We start from the raw sequence: 23,637 nt of genomic DNA, 5'->3' as shown, positions 1-23,637 counted from the left end.
CTTAGCTGAAGTCTTCCGCTGCCTTGCGAATCTGCTCAAGCCACAGCTCGCGTGCTGCCAAGGCTTCGCTGGCCTTGGCGACCTTGCGGGCGTCCCCGGCCTTTTCTGCTTTGGCGAGATCCTCTTTCAAGGAGGCAATGGTGGCTTCCAGCTGGCTCAGGGCGCTGCTGGTGCGTGCCTTGGCTTCCGGGTCGCTGCGGCGCCAGTTGTCCTCATCGGCTGCCTTGACGGCATCCTCAACCTTGCGGAATGAGGCTTCAACCCGCTGCATGTCGGCCCTGGGTACCTTGCCAGCTTCCTCCCAGCGGTCACGAATGGACTGCAGGGACTTCTTCACGGAGGCGAGGTCTTTGATGGGCAGCAGTGACTGTGCCTCGGTGAGTAGCTCTTCCTTGACCACCAGATTGGCGCCAAACTCCTCGTCGATGGCGTCGTTGGCGCTTTGGCGGGCTTGGAAGAACTTGTCCTGAGCGGCACGGAAACGGTTCCACAGCGCGTCGTCATCCTTGCGGCTGGCACGCGGTGAGGCCTTCCACTGGTCCATCAGGCGGCGGTACTCGCCTGCGGCAAAGCCCCAGTCGGTGGATGTGGCAAGTTCCTCGGCGGCGGCAATCAAGGCTTCCTTGGCGTTTTTGGCCGAGGCATTGTTGTTATCCAGCTGCGAGAAGTAGGCGCGGCGGTGGCGGTCGAAAATGGTGCGTGCGCTACGGAAACGCTTCCACAGCTGCTCCTCGGTGGCCCGGCCAAGGCGCATGCCAGATTTCTGGGCCAGCTTCCACGCCTCGAAGAGCTCGTTCATGCGGGCGCTGCTCACCTTCCACAGAATGCTGGCAGGGTCCTCGCCGGCAATAGTTTCGGCTTCGGCAACAATGGCTTCACGGGCGGCAAGCTCAACCGAACGGGCGGCTTCATGGCTTGCACGCTCGTGAGCCTGCAACGCCTTGATGTTTTCCTCCAGGGCGTCAAGGCGGCCCAAGGCGGCGTTGACGTCGCCCACCGAGTTCCGCTCGCCCAGCTGCTCACGCAGGTGGGCGACCGTCTTGGTCATCTCTGTTGTGGCGGCCTTGGCATCAACGCGCTGCTCCAACAAAGCGATCGCGGCAGTGATGTCCTCAAACTTGCGGGCAAAGTACGCTAACGCGTCATCCTTGCTGGCGCCGGGGTACTGCCCGACAGGGAATTCCGCACCGTCGAGCAACAAGAAGACATGGCCGTCTTCCTCGGCGCGGCCAAACTTCGCGGCCTCTTCCAAATTCACTGCCGGGATCACTGCCGCCGGTGTTGGCGCCGGGGCTGCTGCGGGAGCCGCTGGGGCCTTGGGGCGGGCAGCAAACGCGGCCGGTGAGGGGGACGGAGTCGACGGCGCTACCGGCGTCGTCTCTTCCACCTCGCTCACAGGGACTTGTACGTCTGTAGCGTCCTGTCCAAGGTCAGTGATGGGCGTTGTTTCGTCGGATTCTTGACTGTGTGTCACCGCTAAAAGTCTTTCGCTGGAGGGAAATCTGGCAGGTCAATAAGCAAATCGATGTGGCCAGGATCGCGGGTGCATTTTCCCGGCGCGCAGGTGCGGCGCCGGGAAAGGTGGCCAATTCATTTAGTTCAGCGTAAACGAGTCTATCGTCACCGGTGTCTTAGGCGCACCGTCGGTGGCGCCGTTTGTGCCAGGGACAATGCCGCCGGCAGCAATGCCGGTGACGACGTCCAGGCCGCTGGTGACTTTTCCTACGATCGTGTACCCGCCGGTGTCCTGGGGCAGGACCGTGTCCTTGAAGGTGATGAAGAACTGGGTGCCGTTGCTGTAGGTGGAGGCTCCACGGGCCACGGCGATGGTCCCGGCCGGGTACTTGCCGTCGGTTGGGGAATTCTCAACCGGGCCCCACTGGTAATTAGGATCACCGTTTCCGTTCCCGTTCAGGGAACCGCACTGCAGAACACCAAAGTTGTCGGAATCGGCGAGCCTGTGGCAGTTCTTGCCGGCAAAGAAGTTCTCAGCCGCCAAGGACTTGAAGACTGCTGCCGCCTGCGGAGCGGCCGTTCCGTCGAGGCTGACGCCCAACGGCTGCCCGTTCAGGGTCAAGGTTCCGGTGAGGGTCTGCCCGGCCGCCGTGTCCGCGTTCGGAACCGTGGGGCTGTTGGTTTCCACAGTGGTGGGGCTGGCCGAGGCCGACGGCGATGGTGTGGAATCGGGTGCTTCGCTGGCGGCGTCGGTCTTGGAGCCGGCAAAGACTGTCAGCGCCAGCACGGCGGCAACGGCAACGGCGACCACTATGGCGCACACGGCGATCACGTTATCGCGCTTGCGCCGGGTTACCTGCGTTTGGTGCAGCTCCTGGTTGGCGCGCATCCGTGCGATGCGGGCTTTCGCCTCGCGGTCATCCTTTTTGCTGTTAGCCAACGTCCAGCTCTCCATCGTTTCTTCAAGGGGGTGGGCCCGGACAACCGTATTTGTTGCAGGCGCTCGTTAGGGGCAGCCAGAGAAACCTTATAAAATGGCAGCCGGATGTCAGTTTACCCACGTATGTGATTTAGGCAGTATTTGTTTTGCACATGAGTCGCTGACACCCTGAACAGCGCACCACTTACTTTTTTTGCAGGCACCCAGGTTTTGCAGAAGCCACGTTTATGTTGGCTTTTTCGAAAACGCTTCGGGTGCACCAATGTTTAGGAGAGCACCACCGATGGCACGCAACGCCTCCCTGTCAGGTTTCCCCGAGTGGCTTCCTCAGGAGCGGCTGGTGGAGCAGCATGTTCTTGACACGCTGCGCCGCACCTTCGAACTTCATGGATTCAGCTCCATTGAGACCCGCGCGGTGGAAACTGTCGGCCACCTTCTGCGTAAGGGTGAGATCGACAAAGAGGTGTACGCGCTGTCCCGTCTCCAGGACGACGACGGAAACGCCGCCGGACCCGGGGCCAAGGATGACCCCAATCAGCTGGCCCTGCACTTTGACTTGACGGTGCCCTTTGCCCGTTACGTTGTCGAAAACGCCGGTTACCTGTCCTTCCCCTTCCGCCGGTACCAGATTCAAAAGGTCTGGCGCGGGGAACGGCCCCAGGACGGGCGATTCCGTGAATTCACCCAGGCTGACATTGACGTAGTGGCCGACGGCGAGTTGCCCTTCCGCTATGACGTGGAACTTGCGCTGGTTATTGCCGAGGCGCTCTCTGCGCTGCCCATCCCGGCGTTCAAGCTGCGCATCAACAACCGCAAGCTGGCCGAAGGTTTCTACCGCGGAATCGGCCTTACGGACACGGCCGGTGTGCTGCGCAGCATCGACAAATTGGAAAAGATCGGTGCCGAGAAGGTTGCACAGCTGCTCAAGAACGAGCTGGGCGCCACCGACGAGCAAGCCGCGAAAGCGCTGGCCCTGGCCTCCATCCGCACCGAGGACACCTCCTTTGTTGGACTGGTGCGCGCCCTGGGCGTCACCGATGAGCTCATGGAAGAAGGGCTCAACGAGCTTGAGCAGGTTATTGCGGCGGCCGTCAAGAGTGCGCCCGGCTCTGTTGTGGCCGACTTGTCGATCGCCCGCGGCCTGGACTACTACACCGGAACCGTGTACGAGACGGTTTTGGTTGGGCACGAAGCATTGGGTTCCATCTGCTCAGGCGGACGCTACGACGCTCTGGCCTCCAAGGGCAACCGCAAGTTCCCCGGCGTCGGGCTGTCCATCGGTGTCACCCGCCTGGTTGCGCGAATCCTCAGCCAGGAGTTCGCCCAGGCCTCACGCAGCGTTCCCACAGCCGTTTTGGTGACGCTGGTTGATGAGGACAGCTGGGCTGACGCCCAGGACATCGCCGCCTCCTTGCGCGCCCGCGGAATCCCCACGGAGGTTGCGGCCAAGGCAGACAAGTTCGGCAAGCAGATCAAGTACGCGGACAAGCGCGGCATCCCCTACGTCTGGTTCACCGACGACGACGGTGCCCACCAGGTCAAGGACATCCGCACCGGCACGCAGGTAGCTGCCGACCCGGCCACCTGGATGCCGCCGGCCGAGGACCTCACCCCGCAAATCGTCCTCGCGTAGCTGACCGCTCAATCGCGGTAAACTTCTAGACAAACTCTTCTTGCGGCCCGGAACCATGGGCCGTTCATCACCATTGAAAGGAATGCTGTGCTGCGCACACATGACTTGGGCTCCTTGCGGGCTGAACATATTGGCCAGACTGTCACTCTCTCGGGGTGGGTTGCCCGCCGACGCGACCATGGCGGCGTGGCGTTCCTTGACTTGCGTGACGCTTCGGGTGTGGCCCAGATTGTGGTGCGTGAGGAAGCCGTATTCCACGCACTGCGCAACGAATATGTTTTGCAGATCACCGGCACGGTTTCCCGCCGTCCCGAGGGCAACGAGAACCCTGCCCTGGCCACAGGTGAGATTGAGGTGATGGCGGATGCCGTCGTCGTGCTCAACGAGGCTGCGCCGCTGCCGTTCCAGATTGATGAGCATGTTGAAGTTGGTGAGGAAGCGCGCCTGAAGCACCGCTACCTGGACCTGCGCCGTCCGGGCATGCAGCGCAACCTGCGCCTGCGCTCCGAGGCCAACCGTGTGGCACGCAACCTGCTGCACGAGCAGGGCTACACCGAGATCGAAACCCCCACGCTGACGCGCTCCACCCCCGAAGGTGCCCGCGACTTCGTGGTGCCTGCCCGTTTGGCTCCGGGTTCCTGGTACGCGCTTCCGCAGTCCCCGCAGTTGTTCAAGCAGCTGTTGCAGGTGGGTGGCTTCGAGAAGTACTACCAGATCGCCCGCTGCTACCGCGATGAGGACTTCCGTGCGGACCGCCAGCCGGAATTCACGCAGCTGGATATCGAGGCAAGCTTCGTTGACCAGGACGACATCATCGCCTTGGGCGAGAAGATTGTCTCGGCCCTGTGGCAGCTGATCGACGTCGAAATCCCGTTGCCGATCCAGCGCATGACCTACCGCGACGCCATGGCCCGCTACGGTTCCGACAAGCCCGATCTGCGCTTTGGCCTGGAATTGACCGAGATGACGGAGTTCTTCAAGGACACCGAATTTGGCGTTTTCAAGGCTCCCTACGTGGGCGCAGTGGTCATGCCCGGCGGTGCCTCACAGCCCCGCCGCCAGCTCGACGCCTGGCAGGAATGGGCCAAGCAGCGCGGCGCCAAGGGCCTGGCCTACGTACTGGTCAAGGAAGAGGGCGAGCTGACCGGCCCGGTTGCCAAGAACCTCACGGACACCGAGCGAGCCGGGCTGGCCGACGCCGTCGGTGCCAAGATCGGCGACTGCATCTTCTTCGCCGCCGGAGAGATTTCCCCGTCGCGCGCACTCCTGGGTGCCGCCCGTGTTGAAATCGGTCACCGCACCGGCCTGATCAACCCGGCCGACTGGGCCTTCGTATGGGTTGTTGACGCGCCCATGTTCGAGCCTGCTTCCGACGCCGTTGCCTCCGGTGACGTGGCCGTTGGGGCTGGCAAGTGGACCGCCGTGCACCATGCGTTCACCTCGCCCAAGCCCGAGTTCATGGACACTTTCGACACCGACCCGGAGTCGGCTCTGGCGTTTGCCTACGACATCGTGTGCAACGGCAACGAAATCGGTGGCGGTTCCATCCGTATCCACCGCAACGACGTCCAGAAGCGTGTCTTTGAGGTCATGGGCCTGAGTAACGAAGAAGCAGAAGAGAAGTTCGGCTTCCTGCTGGAAGGCTTCAAGTTCGGCGCCCCGCCGCATGGCGGCATCGCCATTGGCTGGGACCGTGCAGTCTCCCTGCTGGCCGGCGTGGATTCCATCCGCGACGTCATCGCGTTCCCGAAGTCCGGCGGCGGCTACGACCCCCTGACCCAGGCACCTGCCCCCATCACGGCGCAGCAGCGCAAGGAAGCCGGCGTTGACTTCAAGCCGGAAGCCAAGTAGCACCCGCTCCACCTGAAAATGCCGGCCTCCCGATACGGGGGGCCGGCATTTTTGTGCCGAGTGTACAGCTGATGCGACGTCCGGGGTGGGAAGTCGCATCAGCTGAACACTCACCGCGACTGAGGTGATCGCCCCTCGGTGGTGAGCCCCGAGAGAGCGGGCGCCAGCGCTGGAACTGCCCGGACGACGTCGGACTTGGCACCAAGTGCGCTGACTGTCCCGCCAACCGTGACCGAGTCAAGGGCGCCTTCGAGATCCATGGCTGGGACGCTCGGACCCTCGGTACGCACGTCGCCGCCAACGTTGAGCGTGCCGATTCGCCCACCCGGTTTGACGCTCAACGCGATGGCTGAGAGTGGCAATAGCACGCCCTTGACCAAGGATTCACCGGTGCCGCCTTCTGTGCGCAGATCTCCGCGAATCCTCAGCACCGGCAGGTCCCGGCTGACTTGCACGCCCATAGAACCGTCACCGTGCGTGATGATCGTCTCAAACACGGCCTCCTGCAGGGATCCGTCGTAGACGTTGAAACCGCGGGCACCCTGCCCAAAAGTTTCCACGGCAGCGTTGACGGTGAGCGTGCCGATGTCGCCAAAATTCACAAAGCCTATGCCGCTGGGGCCGTAGGAGGTGACGGCCGCATCGGCCGTCCAGTTGGTGACGGCACCCCAGTTGTCCAGCACCATGTCGTTCTGCCCGTACGTGGTGGTAGTCCCCACGTTCCGCACCTGGGCCACGTTGGCGCCGCTGATGACGAACACGCCGCCGCTGATCAAGTCCGGTGTCCCCGGGGCAATTCCACCGTCGGAATACACCTCGTTGGTGGTGAGTAGCTCCACCTCAACGGTTCCGCCGTCGGCCTTTCCTGAGCCATCCTGGTGCCCGCCAACAAACACGCCGCCGCCATGGACGGGCTCCTGCGCCGTCCCGGCGGATATGTTTTCTAGGCGGGCGGTGAGAACCACGGCAGGATCGGGCTGGCGGTTCCAGAGGGTAAACGCCCCTTGTAGGGCCTCCACGCCAAATCCCGTGGGGCGGTGGAAACGCCCGCGGGTGTCGGCGGCTGTGACGTGGACGCCATCGGCCACCACCCTGCCGGAGCGCACATTGCCGTCGGCGGCGAGGTAGACCTGGCCGGTAGTGGTGACGTTCTTCAGCGTCAGGGTGCCCAGATCCGTCACGGTGGTGTCGTTATAGATGGACACCTCGTGAGGAGAAGTGGTGATGGTGACATCCTGCACCGTGTTGTTGGTGGTCAGCCGCAGTCCCTTGGCGCCGAAAGTAAGCATCCCGCCACGCAGTGAGACTCCCGGTGGAAGAGTCACCGACGGCATGCCCCGAAGTGTCCCCGCCACATCAATGTTCAATGCCCCCGCCGCGAGTGCCTGAGTCAACTCGCTCACGCTTTCAACCCGATTCCAGACCATGTTTTTCCACCGTTCCAGTTCTCGATGCCGCTGTTGCAAAACACCATACCGCTGGCGGCTGGAAATTCTCCGTAGAATATGCCCATGAGTATTCCTGCAGTTACCGACTTGGACACCCTGGAAGGCCTCATGGACCTGGCCTGGCCGGCCCTGGAAACCTCGACGGCGCAGGGGTGGCTGCTGCGCTCGGCCGGATCGGTGACCCAACGTGCCAACTCGGTATGGCCGCAGACTTGCCCGGCCGATCTCTCAGGAGCCCTGACGGAGGCCACCAACTGGTATGCCGCCCGCCGCCAGCCGGTGATCTTCCAGCTCACGCATAGGCCAGAAAATGCGGCCCTTGAGGATTTCCTGGATGGCCACCACTATTCCCGTCAATCGGAGACCATCATCATGACCGCGGGCGCAGGTTCTCGGAGGCAAGTTGACCCCGAGCACCGTATTGTTCTTGACGACGCGCCGTCGCAGGAGTGGCTGGAGTTGTGGTGGAGCATTGACGGCAGGGGAGGCGCCCCCGAGAGGGCAATTGCCAGGAGCATCATGCTCGGTGCGCCATCCGTCTATGCCTCGGCCATCGACGAGCAGGGCCGAACGGTGGGCACCGGCAGGCTGGCCCTTCCGGGTACGGATGCAGGTCTCGGATGGGGTGGCATTTACAGCATGGCGGTGCACCCGGCCCTCCGCCGCCAAGGCGTTGCGGCCTCGATCGTGGACGCGCTGCTGGCTGCCGGATCGGACGCCGCTCGGAGCGACTATTGGCTGATGGTCACGGCCGCGAACACCGGGGCGCAGGAACTCTATGGGCGCGCCGGATTTGCCGAGCTTGGCCGCTACCACTACCGCCAGGCGCCACTTCGCCGCGCCCCCAGCGCCTGCTGAAAGTTACTGGGGCGGGTCGGTGATCCGGATCCGGACGGCACAAAAATCTGCGGCGGCTTTTTGCAGGACAGCCATATTGGGGTCGGCGACTGCCAGCGGAGCGAGGCGCGGCCGGTCGGCACAGGGGCGCAGCCCCTGTGCGGCCAGCACTGCCTCGACCAGCGGCTTGTCACCACCAGTGCCAACATATTCAAAACCCTGCCCGGCAAAGATTCGGGCAGCTTCCTGCGCCGCGCGATCAACAACGGCGGCCCCCGCGTCCGCACCCCTGGAACGCGCAGAGGACGTGCCCACCTTGCTGGCCAACAAAGTGCCAGCCACGGCAACTCCAACGCCGTAGCCACCGCGGCGCACCAAGACCAGGCCAAGGCGACGTTCCTGGGCGGCCACGGAAACCAGTCGCTCCAGCAAGTCCGTGCCACGTCCGGGGCGGCCATCGTCGGGCCAGGGTGGTGAGAGCAGCGCAACCGCACCATCGCGCATGCTCAGGAGCACGCCGTCGTCCGTGTCTTCTTGGGCATCCTTGCCACGATGGGCTGCGGCAAAGCGTTCCAGCCAGGCGGGCAGGCGGGCAGCGGGAACGAAGGCGGTGCGGGTGGCAGGGTTCACGCAGCAAGACTACCGGGGGTTAGCCTTGAGAGGTGAGTGACCTTTTTAGCAGCGCATTAGATGACGATGACGAGACGGACGACGCTGGCGCCCTCACCTTTGGCGGCGGGAAACAGCCGGCATCATCGCGCCCGCGCAGTCCGCTGGCGGTGCGGATGCGCCCGCGCACCCTGGAGGAAGTGGTGGGCCAGCAGCATCTGTTGGGTCCTGGCTCGCCCCTGCAGATGCTCGCGGCCGGCGGCAATGCCGGAGGTCCGGCGGGGCCGGCGTCGGTCATGCTGTGGGGGCCTCCGGGTACCGGAAAAACCACCTTGGCCCATGTCATTGCTCGCGGACCCGGACGCAAATTTGTTGAACTCTCCGCCATTACCGCCGGGGTGAAGGATGTGCGACGGGTCATGGATCAGGCCCTGACGGACCGTGATTTGCACGGGCGCACCACGGTGCTTTTCCTCGACGAAATCCACCGTTTCAACAAGGCGCAGCAGGACGCGCTGCTGCCCGGGGTGGAAAACCGGTGGGTGGTTCTCATCGCCGCGACCACCGAAAATCCGTCGTTCTCGGTGGTGTCGCCGCTTCTTTCGCGCTCCATTTTGCTCACGCTCAAGCCGCTGACCAATGACGATATTCAGGGCCTGCTGGAGCGTGCCCTGGTTGACCAGCGCGGACTCGACGGAGTGGTGACACTGACCGATGAGGCCCTTGACCACCTTGTTCGGCTGGCCAGCGGTGACGCCCGCCGCGCACTGACAACCCTCGAAGCTGCGGCAGGCGTGGCGCTCTCGGAGAACGGGGCCACAGGACCCCAAGGTGGCGGTGACCCTGTCCTGGTGGATCTTGCGGTCGCCGAACGGGCTATCGACGCGGCCGCCGTGCGCTACGACAGGGCCGGGGACCAGCACTATGACATCATCAGTGCCTTCATCAAGTCGGTCCGCGGCTCCGACGTCGACGCCGCCCTGCACTATCTGGCACGCATGCTCGAGGCAGGGGAGGACCCCCGTTTCATCAGCCGCCGCATCATGATTTCCGCCGCCGAAGATGTGGGTATGGCCGATCCCACGGCCCTGCAAACTGCTGTGGCCGCCGCCCAGGCGGTGGCGTTGATCGGCATGCCGGAAGCCCGGATCATCCTGGCCGAGGCCGTGGTGCATGTTGCCACGGCACCCAAATCAAATGCCGCCTATATGGGGATCAACGCCGCCATTGCAGATGTGCGCGCCGGCAAGGGAACCATGGTTCCGCCGCCCTTGCGCGACGCACACTATGCCGGTTCGGCCGGGCTGGGACATGGCAAAGGCTACATTTACGCCCACGATTCACCGCATTCGATCGCCACCCAGCAGTACCCGCCGGATGACCTGGTGGGCAAGAACTACTATGTGCCCACCGCCAACGGCGTGGAACGGGACCTTGGCGTGCGTGTGGAACGGCTGCGCTCCATCATCCGCGGCACAACAACCGGCTCCAAGGTTCCGGGGTCGGGAACGTAACGAAGCAGGTGGTAGAGTTGATGGCGCACTGGCAAGCCTTGGCTCCATGCCCAACACAAGTGATTATGAGCGCGTCCCTCGAGGCCGCGCTGATGAAATCTGTTGGATATGCCCAGGTGCTGTAGCTAAAAGGCCGCAATAGCCTCAACTCTCCATAATGGAGGCCAGGACACTATTTATTGCAAATATTGGAAGGACACAAGTGGCTAACAACACACGTGCCCGCCGGCAGGCCCGCCTTTCGCGGTCCCTCGGCATTGCTCTGACTCCGAAGGCAGCCAAGTACCTCGAGCGCCGTCCGTACGGCCCCGGTGAGCATGGTCGCGCCCGCAAGAAGCAGGACAGCGACTACGCGGTACGCTTGCGCGAAAAGCAGCGTCTGCGCGCCCAGTACGGCATCCGCGAAGCACAGATGACCCGTGCCTTCGAAGAAGCCAAGCACACCAAGGGCATGACCGGTGAAAACCTGGTTGAGATCTTGGAAACCCGTTTGGACGCCTTGGTTCTGCGTGCCGGCTTTGCCCGCACCACCGCCCAGGCTCGCCAGCTGGTTGTGCACCGCCACATCATGGTTGACGGCGCCCGCGTGGACCGTCCGTCATTCCGCGTTGCCGAGGGTCAGCTGATCCACGTGCACCCGCGCAGCCAGTCCATGACGCCGTTGCAGCTCGCTGCAGCCGGTGCTCACCGCGACGTGCTCCCCGCCGTTCCGGCATACCTTGACGTGAAGTTGGAAAGCCTCCAGGCCCGCCTGGTTCGCCGCCCGAAGCGCGCCGAGGTTCCCGTAACCTGTGAAGAGCAGCTGGTCGTTGAATTCTACTCACGCTAAATTTTTGGCATGAGTGGAGCCGGATCCGTACGGCTCAATAGCTACAAAGCAGCCCGTGGCACGCGCCGCGGGCTGCTTTGTAACTAAGGTGCCCCGCATTGTCGGTAGGCTTCCTGAGGGAAACAACAGTAAGAAATACCGAAACGAGGCGGCCCTTTCATGAGTGGTGGAGACATTGCGGGACTGATTGCAGCAGGCGTATTCGCCATTTTGGTTGCACTTTTGGCCGTACCCATTTTCAAGCTTGGCAAGGTTTTTGACGAAATTCGCGTCACCATCAAGCAAATCGGTGACGGCACGGTGCCCCTCATCGATGAGGTCACCACCACGGTTGCCACCACCAACACCCAGCTGACCAAGGTCGATGGGATCTCAAACAACATCTCCGACGCGACGGCCAACATCTCCGCTCTTTCGTCACTGTTTGCCGCCACACTAGGATCGCCGCTGATTAAGGTCGCCGCGTTCTCCTATGGCGTGCGTCAGGCCTTCAGTAGCCGCGGAAAATCAACGCGCGCCCGCCGCAGCCGTTAAAGTGTAAGAACATGCCCATGACGGTGCACCGCACCAGACCCCGGAGAGAAACTCGCCCATGAAGAAAATCTTTTGGCTTGGCGTTGGCATCACCATCGGCGTGGTGGTGGCCCGCAAGCTTGCCGCTGCAAAGGGTGCACTAGGCCCCGAGGGACTGAACCGGGCCGTGGGCTCGGCGAGCGACGCCGTCCACGACTTCGCCGATACTCTCCGGGAAAACATGGATCAGCGCGAAGCAGACCTGCGAGCCGCCCTGGGCCTGGACGCAGAAAAACCCAGCGCACCGCGCCACTAATCTTTTTTCACAACAGAACTACTGAAGGAGCCATCAGGCTAATGAAATCGCACGACATTGCAGACCGCTGGATCACGTTCTTTGCCGGCAAGGGGCACACCCCCGTACCCTCTGCGTCGTTGATCTCCTCCGACCCGTCGCTGCTTTTCACCGTGGCCGGCATGGTGCCCTTCATTCCCTACCTCACCGCGCGTGAAGTACCTCCCTACAAGCGCGCCACCAGCGTGCAAAAGTGCATCCGCACCGGTGACATTGACGAGGTCGGCAAGACCGTCCGTCACGGCACCTTCTTCCAAATGTGCGGCAACTTCTCCTTTGGCGACTACTTCAAGGAAACCGCCATTCCCTACGCCTGGGAACTGCTGACAAGTTCGGTGGCCGACGGTGGCTTTGGTCTGCCCCCCGAGAAGCTGTGGGTAACTGTCTACGAAGAAGACGACGAAGCCTTGGCAATCTGGCGCGATGAGGTCGGCTTCCCCGTGGAGCGCATCCAGCGCATTGGCAAGGAAGACAACTACTGGTCCACCGGCCAGCCCGGCCCGGCAGGCCCCTGCTCGGAAATCTTCTACGACCGCGGCCCCGAATACGGAGTCGACGGCGGCCCCATCGCCGACGAGACCCGGTACATCGAAATCTGGAACCTCGTGTTCATGCAGTACCAGATCGACAACGTCACCTCCAAGGTTGACTTCGATGTTGTGGGCGAGCTGCCCAACAAGAACATCGACACTGGCCTAGGCCTGGAACGCCTCGCCATGATTCTCCAAGGCGTGGAGAACATGTACGAGACGGATCAGGTCCGCCCTGTCCTGGACAAGGCCGCCGAACTGTCAGGGAAGAAGTACACCTCCACCGAGGACCCGGCCGATCCGCACCACGTTGATGATGTGCGCCTGCGCGTAGTGGCCGACCACATTCGCTCCTCACTGATGCTGATTTCCGACGGCGTCACCCCCTCCAACGAAGGCCGCGGCTACGTGCTGCGCCGCCTGATCCGCCGTGCCGTGCGTGCCATGCGCCTGCTCGGCGTGGAAACCGCCGTCTTGCCCGAACTGCTGCCGGTCTCCCGTGACGCCATGAAGGGCGCTTACCCGGTAGTCGAGACGGATTTCGCCCGGATTGCCCGGATTGCCTACGCGGAGGAGCGCTCCTTCCTGCGCACCATCGCCAGCGGCACCACGCGCCTGGAGGAGGCCGTGAAGGAATCGAAGGCGGCCAACACGAACCTCTCCGCCGCCGAGGCCTTCGCCCTGCATGACACCTACGGTTTCCCGATCGACCTGACCCTGGAAATGGCGGGCGAGGCCGGGCTTGCCGTGGACGAGGCCGGATTCCGTGCCCTCATGCTTGAGCAGCGCCAGCGCGCCCAGAAGGACGCCAAAGCCAAGAAGAGCGGCCACGCCGACCTCACCGTGTTCCACGAACTGCTGGCCAAGGGCGAGACGGTCTTCACCGGCTACACCGAGCTTGAGGGTCAGGGGCGTGTCCGGTCCATCCTCTCCAACGGTGCCGCCGTCAGCCACGCCTCCACAGGCGATGAAGTTCAGATCGTTCTGGACGCCACCCCGTTCTACGCCGAGGCTGGCGGGCAGGCAGCAGACACCGGCCTGATCACCGGAGACGGTTTCATTGTGGAAGTCTTGGATGTTCAGAAGCCCATCAAGGGTTTGAGCGTGCACAAGGCGATCGTGCGTGAGGGTGAACTGCCCGCTGACGCCCTGGTGCGCGCCGCCGTGGACCGGGAACGCCGTCATGCTGCCGAGCAGGCCCACACGGGCACACACATTGTCCATGCCGCCCTTCACCAGATCCTTGGCCCGGAAGCGCTTCAGCGAGGCTCCTACAACAAGGCCGGCTACCTGCGCTTTGACTTTGCCTGGGGTGAGGGCCTGAGCGCGGCAACCCGCTCCGAAATTGAGGAAGTCGCGAACATCGCCATTCGCAACAACTTCCGCGTGGACACCAAGGTCATGGATCTGGACGCCGCCAAGGCCTTGGGCGCCATGGCCCTGTTCGGTGAAAACTATGGTTCCGAGGTGCGCGTTGTGGAGATCGACGGCGCCTGGTCCCGTGAGCTGTGCGGTGGCACGCACGTGGAGAGCACCTCCCGAATTGGTTCGCTGACCCTGCTGGGTGAGCAGTCGGTAGGCTCGGGCAACCGTCGCGTGGAAGCCTTTGTTGGCATGGACGCGTTCCGCCACCTGGCCGCCGAGCGTGCCCTGGTCTCCTCACTCTCTGACATGCTCAAGGTGCCCTCCAACCTCCTGCCGGAGCGTGTGGCCGCAACCCTAGCCAAGCTCAAGACGGCCGAGAAGGAACTGGAGCGCCTGCGCAAGGAACAGCTTGGCGCGGCTGCCGCCACCTTGGCTGGCACCGCTGTGGAGGCGAATGGTATTCGTGTCATTGCGCACGACGCCGGTGACGTCAGCGGCGCCGATGACCTCCGGGCGCTGGCACTTGACCTGCGCGACCGGCTGGGCTCTGCGCCGTCGACCGTTGCAATCGCCGGTGCGAGCAACGGCCGCCCCGTGATCTTCATTGCCACCAACGACGCCGCCCGAAGCGCTGGCGTGTCCGCTGGAGCCCTGGTGAAGCTTGCCTCGGGTATCCTCGGCGGCGGCGGCGGTGGCAAGCCGGACATGGCCCAGGGTGGTGGCACAGACGTCAACGCCGTCCCCGCGGCCCTGGCAGCCGTCTCGGACGCCATCAAGAATCGCTAACCCGCCGGTGCCTTTGTATCCTCACGGCGTTAAACTCGGCGTGGATGTCGGCATGGTCCGGGTTGGCCTGGCCTGCTGTGACCGTGACGGCATCCTGGCCACGCCCATCAAGACGCTCTCGCGCGATGTGAAGAAAAACAGCGACATCCGCGTGGTGGTCAAGGAAGCGTCCGAGCGGAGCGCCGTTGAAGTGTTCGTGGGGCTCCCGCGCACACTTAAGGGTGCCGAAAAAACCTCCGCAGAGATGGCCAGAAGCTATGCTTCACTGCTGGTTCTGGCGTTGGAAGAGGCCGGATTACGGGTGCCCGTGCGCCTGATCGATGAGCGCTTGACAACGGTCAGTGCGCACCAGGCATTACACGCGGCTGGCATGGGGAGCAGGGAACACCGTAAAGTTATAGATCAGGTAGCTGCTGTTGGTATTTTGCAGCATGCCATTGATATGCAGAAGGCGCGCAACGCAAACGTTGGGGAACTAGTGCGTGCTCAGAGGCCGGACGTCCTACCTGACGCCCGGCGGTCCGGACAAGAAGAGAGTTCCGTCATCTCCACTTCAACACCAGTTGCGCAAGTTTCCACTTCCAGGAAGGAACGGCATCATGACTGATCCGTTCCCCAGCCGCGCCGCGGCGCGCCGTGCCGAACAGGCCCGCGCCCACACGCAGGACCCGGTGGATGACGGCGGGCAGGCGTGGGTGCATCACGATGACCACCGCGGTCGCACCCAGTACGACGAGCACCACGAACAGCCCCACCACGAGGACCACGGTTACGCCGAGGATCACGCCGTTCACGAGGAGCACCTTGACTACGAGGAGCACTCTTTCCATGATGAGCACCTCGAATACGAGGACCATCACGAGCCCTCGCGTCGTACCTCACGCGTCTCCAAGCGTGTCCGCAAACGCCGCCGCACGGTAGCGTTCTCAGTCATTTTTGTCATGTTCGCCGTCGTGGTGTTCTTTGTGGTGCAGTCCATTATGCCCAAATTGGGTGGCTTCACGGCGGCGGATTATCCCGGCCCGGGTACCGGTTCGGTGCAGGTCATGATCCCGGCAGGCTCTTCGGCCCGCTCCGTCGCCACCTTGCTGACAAGCAAGGACGTGGTGGCCAGCGAACAAGCATTCGTCGACGCCCTGACCGCCGCCAACGGCACCGGTTCACTTCAACCGGGAACCTTTGACATGCGCCTGCAGATGAAAGCCTCCGACGCCGTCACTGTGCTGCTGGCCAACGATGCCACCAAGGTCCACTACGCGGCAGTCCCGCAAAATCTGCGTATGGGTGAAACTCTTGACCTCCTGGCCAAGAGCACCGGGATCGCTGTTGGCGACTTTGAAAAGCTTGCCAACGCACCGGCAGAGTTTGGGCTTCCCGCGCAGGCGAAGAACCTTGAAGGTTATCTGGCGCCGGGGGAGTACCGCTTCCCCATTGAGCTTGATGCCAAGGGGATTCTGGCGCAAATGGTGGCCACCACCCAGAAGAACCTGGTTGCTGCCGGTGTGAACGAGCCAGCCGCACAGTACCGGATCCTGACCATTGCCAGCATCATCGAATTCGAGGGCAACGAGGCCAACTACGCGGAAATCTCCGGGGCCATTGAAAACCGCATCAATAACCCCAACGGCGAAACCCACGGGTACTTGCAGTCCGATGCGACCGTCGTTTACGGCTTGGGCATCAAGTCCTACAACCTGACCCAGGCCCAAAAGGACGATAAGTCCAACCTCTACAACACCTACGCCAACCCGGGCTTGCCTGTTGGCCCGATCGGATCTCCGGGAGCCAAGGCCATTGCGGCGGCGGCACATCCCCAGGCCAACCCGTACTACTTCTGGGTCACGGTGAACCTGAAGACCGGTGAAACCCTGTTCGCCACCACCTACGCCGAGCATCAGGCCAACGTGGCCAAGTATGTGGCCTGGTGTGCCGCTAATGCGGGGCAATGCGAGAAGTGAGTGAACGTTTGCGCGGAGCCGTGCTGGGGCACCCCATCGGGCATTCGAAGTCTCCTCAACTGCACAACGCCGCCTATGCCGCACTCGGGATCGACTACGGCTACCAGGCATTTGACGTAGAGGTACCGGGGTTGGAGGCCTTCTTCTCAAAGGTCCGCGAGGACCGGGACTGGTATGGCCTCTCGGTCACCATGCCACTGAAGAACGCGTCGGTGGACCTTGTCGATGAGCTGAGCCCTGTGGCACGGGCGCTAGGTGCTGTGAACACTGTGATCATCACCAACAACGACGGCGTTGCGCACCTGCGCGGTGACAACACCGACGTGGCCGGGATCGTCAACGCCCTGCTCCATGGCGGTGTGGGTGAACGCCCCCGGGCGGCGATTCTTGGCGGCGGCGGTACAGCCGTCTCCGCCGTCGCGGCACTGGGCGAACTTCAGGCGAGAGACGTGGACATATTTGTGCGCAATCCTGCCAAGGCGGCGGACACCCTGGAGGTAGCCACGCGACTTGAGGTGCCTGCCCAACTTTTGCCCTACGAGGACGCCGCGGCCACTCTGGCGGGCTACGACGTCGTAATTTCCACGCTTCCCCCGCACGGGGCAGACGCCCTGGCCCAGCAATTCGCTTCCCAGTCCGCCGCTCTCGATGGTGCTTGCCTGCTCGATGTTGCTTATGACCCCTGGCCCAGTGCCCTGGCTGCGGCCTGGGAGTCCAAAGGCGGTGCCGTGGTTCCGGGGATTGAGATGCTTTTGTATCAAGGCGTGGAACAGGTGAAATTGTTTGCACAGGCTGGCGGGCACCAGGACCGTGTCACCGGACGCGTCGGGGACATCATCAATGTGATGTGCGACGCACTTGGCTTGGCGCGACGACCCGCTAACAAATAGCACGAGTAGAACATGGCAGGATGGATAGTATGTTGCGTTGGTTGACCGCCGGAGAATCACATGGCCCGGCTCTTGTGGGAATTATTGAAGGCGTCCCGGCCGGGGTTGAGCTCACTAGCGCCCTGATCCAGGACGCCCTGGCACGGCGTCGGCTCGGCTACGGCCGCGGCGCCCGCATGAAGTTTGAGCAGGACGTGGTCACCATTTTGGGTGGCGTACGCCACGGCCTGACCCAGGGTGGCCCGGTGGCAATCCAGATTGCCAACTCCGAATGGCCCAAGTGGGAGCAGATCATGTCTGCTGACCCCGTGGACGCCGCCGAGTTGGCGGGTCAGGCCCGCAACGCGCCCCTGACCCGGCCGCGACCCGGCCACGCCGATTTCACCGGCATGCAAAAGTACGCCTTCTCCGAGGCTCGCCCGGTGCTGGAGCGCGCCAGTGCCCGCGAAACCGCCACCCGCGTGGCACTTGGCGTGGTGGCAGCGCAGATCCTGGCAGCAGTAGGGGTCCAGCTGGTTAGCCACACCGTTCAGATTGCCGGTGTGGCCGCACCCGAGGATGCCGCACTGCCGGTATTCTCCGACGTTGCCGCCCTTGACGCCGACCCCTTGCGCTGCTTCGACGCCGAAACCTCCGCCGCCATGGTGGCAGAGGTTGACGTGGCCCAAAAGCAGGGCGAAACCCTGGGCGGTGTGGTTGAGGTACTGGCCTACAACCTTCCGCCAGGATTGGGCAGCTACGTGCACTGGGACCGCCGCTTGGATTCCCGCCTGGCAGGGGCCCTGATGGGCATTCAGGCCATCAAGGGTGTGGAAGTTGGCGACGGCTTCGCCACGGCCGCCCGTCGCGGCTCGGCCGCACACGATGAGATCGTTCGTGACGGTGAGGGCAGGATTGTGCGCACCTCCAACCGTGCCGGCGGCATCGAAGGCGGCATGAGCATCGGCGACGTCCTGCGTGTCCGCGCAGCCATGAAGCCCATCGCCACGGTCCCGCGCGCCCTGAAAACCATTGACGTTGCCACGGGTGAGCCGGCCAAGGCCCACCACCAGCGTTCGGATGTTTGTGCCGTGCCTGCCGCCGGTGTAGTGGCCGAGGCCATGACCGCCCTGGTTCTTGCCGAGGCACTCGTGGAGAAGTTCGGCGGAGACTCCATGAATGAGACCAAGCGGAACATGGACAGCTACCTGGCAGCCATTCCGGCGAATCTGGACACGCTGGGGCACTGATGAATGCCGTGACGGAGGGGGCGGACACGCCGCACTATCGGCCTGTCCGCCCCATCGTCATGATTGGGCCTATGGCTGTAGGTAAATCGGTGATCGGCTCCGAGCTCGCCCGCGCCCTGGGTATCGAGTTCATCGACACGGACCAGCGCATTGTCGCCAAGCACGGGGCCATTCCGCGGATCTTTTCGGCCCGGGGAGAGCACCACTTCCGGCAGCTGGAGGCCCGCGCCGTAGCTCAGGTCCTTGACGCCGAAAAGCCAAAAACCGTGGTGCTTTCCCTCGGTGGTGGGGCCGTGCTGGACTCCGGGACCCAACAGCTTATGGCTAAGGCCACCGTCGTCTTCCTGCGGGCCACGGTTGACACCGTCCGCGAACGGATCCTGCGCAATACCGGACGGCCGCTGCTTGCCGCGGACCCCGTCGAGACCTGGTCACGGCTTGCAGCCGCCCGCGGCCCCGTTTATGCCCGTCTGGCCGATATCACCATCGATGTCAGCAACTCAAGTGTGCCGGAACTGGTCACCGAACTCATTGACCTGTTGGCAGAAGAATCAAGAAAAGAGTACCCCTCACAGTGAACAGCGAAAACACAGTCATCAAGGTCACCGGGTCTACCCCCACTGACAACTACGACGTCGTAGTGGGCCGTGGGTTGCTGGCGAACCTCCCTGCGTTGCTGGGGGAGCGCGTCAAGCGTGTCCTGGTGATTCATCCCCGTGCCTTGCGGTTGACCGGGGACACTGTTCGCGACGATCTTGAGGCTGCCGGATTCACCACCCTGACGGCCGAGATTCCCGACGCCGAAGAGGGCAAGCACATCCAGGTCGCGGCCTTTTGCTGGCAGGTCTTGGGACAAAACGACTTCACCCGCTCCGACGCCATCGTGGCGGTGGGCGGCGGTGCCGTCACCGATGTTGCCGGCTTCGTTGCCGCCACCTGGCTGCGCGGGGTCAAATTGATCAATATGCCCACCTCGCTGCTGGGCATGGTGGATGCCGCCGTCGGCGGAAAGAACGGCATCAACACCGCCGAGGGCAAGAACCTGGTGGGAACCTTCTACCCGCCGGCCGGTGTTCTGGTGGACCTTGACACCCTTGACACCCTGCCGCCCAACGAACTCATCTCCGGCATGGCCGAGGTGGTCAAGTGCGGTTTCATTGCGGACCCGGTCATTTTGGATCTTGTCGAGGCTAACCCTGAGGCCATCAAAGACCCCCGCTCTGATGTGTTGCGTGAACTCATTGAACGGGCCATCGCCGTCAAGGCCAAGGTGGTCTCCGTGGACCTCCATGAGTCCGGGCTGCGCGAGACGCTGAACTACGGCCACACCCTGGGCCACGCCATTGAACTGACCGAACGCTACTCGTGGCGCCACGGTGCCGCCGTATCGGTGGGCATGATGTTCGCCGCGGAGCTGGCCCGCAGTGTGGGTCGACTCAGCGATGCCGACGCCGACCGGCACCGGACGATTCTTGAGCAGCTGGGTCTGCCCCTGACGTACCGTAAGGACCGCTGGCAGGCGCTACTCGATGGCATGCGCAGGGACAAGAAGACCCGCGGTGACCTGCTGCGCTTCGTGGTGCTGGACGGCATCGGCAAGCCAGGAATTCTTGACGTCCCCGACACGTCACTACTTTTTGCCGCCTACCAGGAGATTGCTTCCTAGGTGGGACTGAAAGATTGGCCGTCCACGGGTTTCCCGGGCACCGCCCTGAACCCCTCCACCTTGCTGCCGGAGGTGGTCGATGAAGAAAAGTGCGAGCAGGCGCTGGAACTCTCCTCCGATGCGGCGGATCACATCTTTGTGCTACTGGCCCGCGGGCTCACCTCCGAGGCCGCCGAGATGGCAGCGGACGCCCGGCTGGCCGATCCACAATCGGTTCGCCTGCAGGTCCTTGATGCCGAGGTGCTGCGGGCAACCAGGCACTTTGACAGGGCCGAACGCCTGTTGAAGGCCCTGCTTCCGGAGGTGACCGGCACGTCCGTGGAGCCTTGGATTTTTCAACAGCTGGGGAAGGTCTACTTCAGCAGCGGCAGGTATAGTGCTGCGGCAAAGAGTTTTTCCACTGCACTAGAGCAGCGCGTTGCCGCCGGAGCCGATGCCAGCGCCATCTACTCCTCCACTGTTTCCCTGAAACGTGCACTGGACCTCGCCGAGAGTTCGTAGCGGGGTGCCGGACATGTGCCGGTAAGCACGTTTCGATGAGAAAAGTCGCTGTTGGATGGTGCCATGCGGTAATATGGTCAATGGATTTTTGATAACACTTATACGTAAGAGGCTACCTGTGGCAACGACTAACGACATCAAGAACGGCACCGTTCTCAAACTTGAGGGACAGCTGTGGAACATCATTGAGTTCCAGCACGTCAAGCCGGGCAAGGGCGGCGCCTTTGTTCGCACCAAGATGCGCAACATCCTCTCCGGCAAAGTAGTTGACAAGACGTTCAACGCTGGCCTGAAGATCGAGACGGCCACCGTAGACCGCTCCGATTACCAGTACCTGTACCAGGATGGCGAAGACTTCGTCTTCATGGACAACCAGAACTTTGACCAGCTCACCGTTATGGCCAAAACTGTCGGGGATGCCACGAACTTCCTGCTCGAGAACACCAACGTCACCATTGCGTTGCACGAAGGCACCCCGTTGTACATTGAACTTCCCCCGTCGGTGCAGCTTCGCATCACCTACACCGAGCCCGGCCTGCAGGGTGACCGTTCCTCCGCGGGCACCAAGCCCGCCACGGTGGAGACCGGCTTCGAGATCCAGGTTCCCCTCTTCGTGGAGAACAACACCCTCGTCAAGGTCGACACCCGCGACGGCAGCTACTTGGGACGTGTCAGCGAGTAGTGGCAACCGCTCAAACTAGCCCTACGGGCAAACCCAATTCGGCGCGCAGCAAGGCCCGCCGCCGCGCCCTGGACATTTTGTTCGAGGCCGAGCAGCGCGACGTCACCGCCCTCTCGGCAATGACGGCCCGCCGCATTGTTGCAGACCAGATCATCAACGTCTACACGGTCGATCTGGTTGAAGGCGTCACCGCCATGCAGGAAAGCATCGACGAGTACTTGCAAACGTACTCACAGGGCTGGACCCTGGAACGCATGCCCGCCGTCGACCGCATCATCTTGCGTATCGGCACCTGGGAGCTGTTGTACAACGACGACGTCCCCGACGCCGTTGCTGTCAGCGAAGCCGTCGAGATGGCCAAGACTCTGTCCACCGACGAGTCGCCGCAGTTCGTCAACGGACTGCTGGGCCGCCTCCAACAGGTCAAGCCCACACTGCTGGCCTGATAGTTCTTGTTACACACAGTTCTGGTTACACAAAAAATGACCCGCACCTGGATCTCGTATCCGGGTGCGGGTCTTTTTTAATACCTGCCTAGTACCGTGGGCCCATATTAGTGGGGCCCGTAATTGGTGGTCGCTGCATCTGCTGGGCCCGCCAGATTGCCGCGGCGTGCTGGGCCAAAAGCTGGCCACGGGTGGCGGTGGCCTGGTTTAACAACTCCAACTCCTGGACTTGTGCCGCGCCGAACCGTGTGGCGCTGGCGCTGCCCGGGGCGCCCTTGGCATCCACCAGCAGCCTGTTCCGGGTGAAAGCCAGGCGGGTGGCCAAGCGAATGAGTTCCTTCATAGCCGCCCCGGCCCCGAAGCTCTTGGCCCAGACCAGTGCACGACGCCGGCCGGAGCCCGTGGCGAGCATCGGAACCTCCTGTGGGCTGAACCAGCCGGACGGCACATAGTCGGAAAGCCTGGCCCGGGTGAGCTTCGCCTCGGAGCGCCGCAGGAAGATCACGGCAACGATGAACAAGACGAAGATGGGAACCTGAAGTACCAGGTACAGCACGAAGAAGTTTCCTCCAATGAAGGTCAGACCATTCCACAGTCCATGCAGCAACATGGCCGGAACCAATCCCACCACCCAGGCACCCAGGACCATGGCGGTGCCGCCGCGGCGTGCCGCGTAGCCAACGCAAATACCCAAGGCGCCGGTAAACATGACGTGGGCGAAGGGGGACATCAGCCCGCGCATCACAAAGATCCCGACAAGTGAACCGGCAGCGCCGTCGCTTTCTATCCAGGCGTTGCCAAAGTAGAGGATATTCTCGGTAAAGGCGAAGCCTGCGGCGATAATGCCGGCATAGACCAGGCCATCGATGGGACCGTCGAAGGTGCGCCGTCGCAGGAAGAACAGCAGCAGCACGCCGGCGCCCTTGCAGATTTCTTCTACCAGCGGGGCCTGGATCACGGCACCGATCATGTCCGGATCCGCAGAGGCGTTGCTGGCCATCAGCAGGGGCTGCACCCAACTGCCCAGGACCAAGGTGGTGATGACGGCCATGCCGGCACCCCAACAGAAACCAAGCAGCAAGGCCGTCTTGGGTTCAGGCTCCCACCGATCAATCCACATCAGGGTCAGCACGCAGATGGTCAAAGGAATGAGCGCGAGTGCACCGCAAATCAGAAAAACGCTGGCGCCAATGGACCAGGCGAAGACGGCAAGGGTTCCCAAGGTGACAAGGACCAGCACGCACAGCAAGATGATGTTTGTCACCTTCACGCCCGAGCCCTTGCGACGGTGAGTAACGGGTGGGGTGTGCATCCAGTACTCGTGCGCCGGAGCCATGGACGCGCCCGGCTGATTCTGCGGGGGAACGGTGCCCGGTGCCGCCGCCGGGGACAACGGAGCCTGAGCGTAGTGCGGCTGCTGTTGTGGGGCCCCGCCGCCCGGATTTTGCCATGGTTGGCTCGGCCAGTCGGGGGTGTTCCCTTGAGGGGGTGGCTGCTGCCAGGGTTCAGTCATACCACTAAGGGTAGGGCCAAGTGCGGGCCGCTCCAAGGTGCCGCGCGCGGGGACCGCGGGGCGGCATCAACGGGGTGCTGTGGTAGA

Annotated in this window: 22 protein-coding genes; 17 read left to right on the top strand and 5 right to left on the bottom strand. The window is 63.0% G+C overall.

The window, feature by feature from the left end; all coding sequences use genetic code 11:
• Position 1 precedes the first annotated feature (1 nt).
• Both CXQ94_RS06495 and CXQ94_RS06490 read right to left on the bottom strand, forming a co-directional pair.
• Positions 2-1,396: a DUF349 domain-containing protein gene (locus CXQ94_RS06495; protein WP_306418894.1), complete on the bottom strand. Its 1,395-nt coding sequence runs from the start codon at positions 1,394-1,396 to the stop codon at positions 2-4.
• Between the two features lie 198 nt (positions 1,397-1,594).
• Positions 1,595-2,395, bottom strand: coding sequence for a peptidylprolyl isomerase (locus tag CXQ94_RS06490; RefSeq protein ID WP_104088401.1), 801 nt, complete (start codon positions 2,393-2,395; stop codon positions 1,595-1,597).
• A 283-nt stretch (positions 2,396-2,678) separates the two neighbouring features.
• On the opposite strand from CXQ94_RS06490, the gene hisS reads away from it, so the two are divergent.
• A complete protein-coding gene (gene hisS, locus CXQ94_RS06485; RefSeq protein ID WP_104087434.1) occupies positions 2,679-4,028 on the top strand; it encodes a histidine--tRNA ligase in 1,350 nt (449 codons plus the stop codon).
• Between the two features lie 87 nt (positions 4,029-4,115).
• Complete coding sequence (gene aspS / locus CXQ94_RS06480) at positions 4,116-5,879, top strand: aspartate--tRNA ligase (protein ID WP_104087431.1); 1,764 nt, start codon at positions 4,116-4,118, stop codon at positions 5,877-5,879.
• A gap of 110 nt (positions 5,880-5,989) precedes the next feature.
• On the opposite strand, the gene CXQ94_RS06475 is transcribed toward aspS, so the two are convergent.
• Positions 5,990-7,282 carry a hypothetical protein gene (locus CXQ94_RS06475; protein WP_146070242.1) on the bottom strand — a complete coding sequence of 431 codons (1,293 nt, stop codon included), beginning with the start codon at positions 7,280-7,282 and terminating at the stop codon, positions 5,990-5,992.
• 108 nt (positions 7,283-7,390) lie between these two features.
• On the opposite strand from CXQ94_RS06475, the gene CXQ94_RS06470 reads away from it, so the two are divergent.
• Positions 7,391-8,185: a GNAT family N-acetyltransferase gene (locus CXQ94_RS06470; protein ID WP_104088398.1), complete on the top strand. Its 795-nt coding sequence runs from the start codon at positions 7,391-7,393 to the stop codon at positions 8,183-8,185.
• A 3-nt stretch (positions 8,186-8,188) separates the two neighbouring features.
• Here the strand turns inward: CXQ94_RS06470 and CXQ94_RS06465 are convergent, their stop codons facing one another.
• A complete protein-coding gene (locus CXQ94_RS06465; protein ID WP_104087425.1) occupies positions 8,189-8,794 on the bottom strand; it encodes a Vms1/Ankzf1 family peptidyl-tRNA hydrolase in 606 nt (201 codons plus the stop codon).
• A 32-nt stretch (positions 8,795-8,826) separates the two neighbouring features.
• On the opposite strand from CXQ94_RS06465, the gene CXQ94_RS06460 reads away from it, so the two are divergent.
• The 14 genes from CXQ94_RS06460 (at position 8,827) to nusB (ending at position 22,037) form a co-directional block, all read left to right on the top strand.
• Positions 8,827-10,287: a replication-associated recombination protein A gene (locus CXQ94_RS06460; RefSeq protein ID WP_104087423.1), complete on the top strand. Its 1,461-nt coding sequence runs from the start codon at positions 8,827-8,829 to the stop codon at positions 10,285-10,287.
• Between the two features lie 202 nt (positions 10,288-10,489).
• Entirely contained in the window at positions 10,490-11,116 is a 627-nt protein-coding gene (rpsD, locus tag CXQ94_RS06455; RefSeq protein WP_104087420.1) for a 30S ribosomal protein S4, read from the top strand.
• Between the two features lie 159 nt (positions 11,117-11,275).
• Complete coding sequence (locus CXQ94_RS06450; protein ID WP_104087419.1) at positions 11,276-11,650, top strand: DUF948 domain-containing protein; 375 nt, start codon at positions 11,276-11,278, stop codon at positions 11,648-11,650.
• 58 nt (positions 11,651-11,708) lie between these two features.
• Positions 11,709-11,945 carry a hypothetical protein gene (locus tag CXQ94_RS06445; protein WP_104087418.1) on the top strand — a complete coding sequence of 79 codons (237 nt, stop codon included), beginning with the start codon at positions 11,709-11,711 and terminating at the stop codon, positions 11,943-11,945.
• A 41-nt stretch (positions 11,946-11,986) separates the two neighbouring features.
• Positions 11,987-14,665 (top strand): alanine--tRNA ligase, encoded by a 2,679-nt coding sequence (gene alaS / locus CXQ94_RS06440; protein ID WP_104087417.1) that lies wholly within the window; start codon positions 11,987-11,989, stop codon positions 14,663-14,665.
• 7 nt (positions 14,666-14,672) lie between these two features.
• Positions 14,673-15,272, top strand: coding sequence for a Holliday junction resolvase RuvX (gene ruvX, locus CXQ94_RS06435; protein ID WP_258066806.1), 600 nt, complete (start codon positions 14,673-14,675; stop codon positions 15,270-15,272).
• Positions 15,265-16,623 (top strand): endolytic transglycosylase MltG, encoded by a 1,359-nt coding sequence (gene mltG, locus CXQ94_RS06430; RefSeq protein ID WP_104087415.1) that lies wholly within the window; start codon positions 15,265-15,267, stop codon positions 16,621-16,623. The genes ruvX and mltG overlap by 8 nt, the downstream gene beginning before the upstream one ends.
• On the top strand, positions 16,620-17,513 hold the full coding sequence (locus tag CXQ94_RS06425) for a shikimate dehydrogenase (protein WP_258066805.1): 894 nt from the start codon (positions 16,620-16,622) through the stop codon (positions 17,511-17,513). The genes mltG and CXQ94_RS06425 overlap by 4 nt, the downstream gene beginning before the upstream one ends.
• 29 nt (positions 17,514-17,542) lie before the next feature.
• Entirely contained in the window at positions 17,543-18,742 is a 1,200-nt protein-coding gene (gene aroC, locus CXQ94_RS06420) for a chorismate synthase (protein WP_104087413.1), read from the top strand.
• A gap of 71 nt (positions 18,743-18,813) precedes the next feature.
• Positions 18,814-19,320, top strand: a complete 507-nt coding sequence (locus CXQ94_RS06415; protein ID WP_258066804.1) for a shikimate kinase — start codon at positions 18,814-18,816, stop codon at positions 19,318-19,320.
• On the top strand, positions 19,317-20,408 hold the full coding sequence (gene aroB / locus CXQ94_RS06410) for a 3-dehydroquinate synthase (RefSeq protein ID WP_104087411.1): 1,092 nt from the start codon (positions 19,317-19,319) through the stop codon (positions 20,406-20,408). Before CXQ94_RS06415 ends, aroB begins: the two co-directional genes overlap by 4 nt.
• Positions 20,409-20,909, top strand: a complete 501-nt coding sequence (locus CXQ94_RS06405; RefSeq protein WP_104087410.1) for a hypothetical protein — start codon at positions 20,409-20,411, stop codon at positions 20,907-20,909.
• A gap of 118 nt (positions 20,910-21,027) precedes the next feature.
• Positions 21,028-21,591: an elongation factor P gene (gene efp / locus CXQ94_RS06400; protein WP_104087409.1), complete on the top strand. Its 564-nt coding sequence runs from the start codon at positions 21,028-21,030 to the stop codon at positions 21,589-21,591.
• Complete coding sequence (nusB, locus tag CXQ94_RS06395) at positions 21,591-22,037, top strand: transcription antitermination factor NusB (RefSeq protein WP_104087408.1); 447 nt, start codon at positions 21,591-21,593, stop codon at positions 22,035-22,037. The genes efp and nusB overlap by 1 nt, the downstream gene beginning before the upstream one ends.
• 88 nt (positions 22,038-22,125) lie before the next feature.
• Here the strand turns inward: nusB and CXQ94_RS06390 are convergent, their stop codons facing one another.
• Positions 22,126-23,550 carry a PrsW family intramembrane metalloprotease gene (locus CXQ94_RS06390; protein ID WP_104087407.1) on the bottom strand — a complete coding sequence of 475 codons (1,425 nt, stop codon included), beginning with the start codon at positions 23,548-23,550 and terminating at the stop codon, positions 22,126-22,128.
• Between the last annotated feature and the right edge of the window lie 87 nt (positions 23,551-23,637).

This window comes from Arthrobacter sp. GMC3, from assembly GCF_002929305.1.
Classification (GTDB): domain Bacteria; phylum Actinomycetota; class Actinomycetes; order Actinomycetales; family Micrococcaceae; genus Specibacter.
The sequence above is the reverse complement of the archived record's forward strand: the minus strand, read 5'-3'. Positions and strand labels throughout refer to the sequence as shown.

Coding starts and splice junctions, on each gene's coding strand:
- hisS (WP_104087434.1), top strand. CDS start 2,679: ATGGCACGCAACGCCTCCCTGTCAGGTTTCCCCGAGTGGCTTCCTCAG.
- CXQ94_RS06470 (WP_104088398.1), top strand. CDS start 7,391: ATGAGTATTCCTGCAGTTACCGACTTGGACACCCTGGAAGGCCTCATG.
- CXQ94_RS06450 (WP_104087419.1), top strand. CDS start 11,276: ATGAGTGGTGGAGACATTGCGGGACTGATTGCAGCAGGCGTATTCGCC.
- CXQ94_RS06445 (WP_104087418.1), top strand. CDS start 11,709: ATGAAGAAAATCTTTTGGCTTGGCGTTGGCATCACCATCGGCGTGGTG.
- alaS (WP_104087417.1), top strand. CDS start 11,987: ATGAAATCGCACGACATTGCAGACCGCTGGATCACGTTCTTTGCCGGC.
- mltG (WP_104087415.1), top strand. CDS start 15,265: ATGACTGATCCGTTCCCCAGCCGCGCCGCGGCGCGCCGTGCCGAACAG.
- aroC (WP_104087413.1), top strand. CDS start 17,543: ATGTTGCGTTGGTTGACCGCCGGAGAATCACATGGCCCGGCTCTTGTG.
- CXQ94_RS06415 (WP_258066804.1), top strand. CDS start 18,814: ATGGCTGTAGGTAAATCGGTGATCGGCTCCGAGCTCGCCCGCGCCCTG.
- CXQ94_RS06390 (WP_104087407.1), bottom strand. CDS start 23,550: ATGACTGAACCCTGGCAGCAGCCACCCCCTCAAGGGAACACCCCCGAC.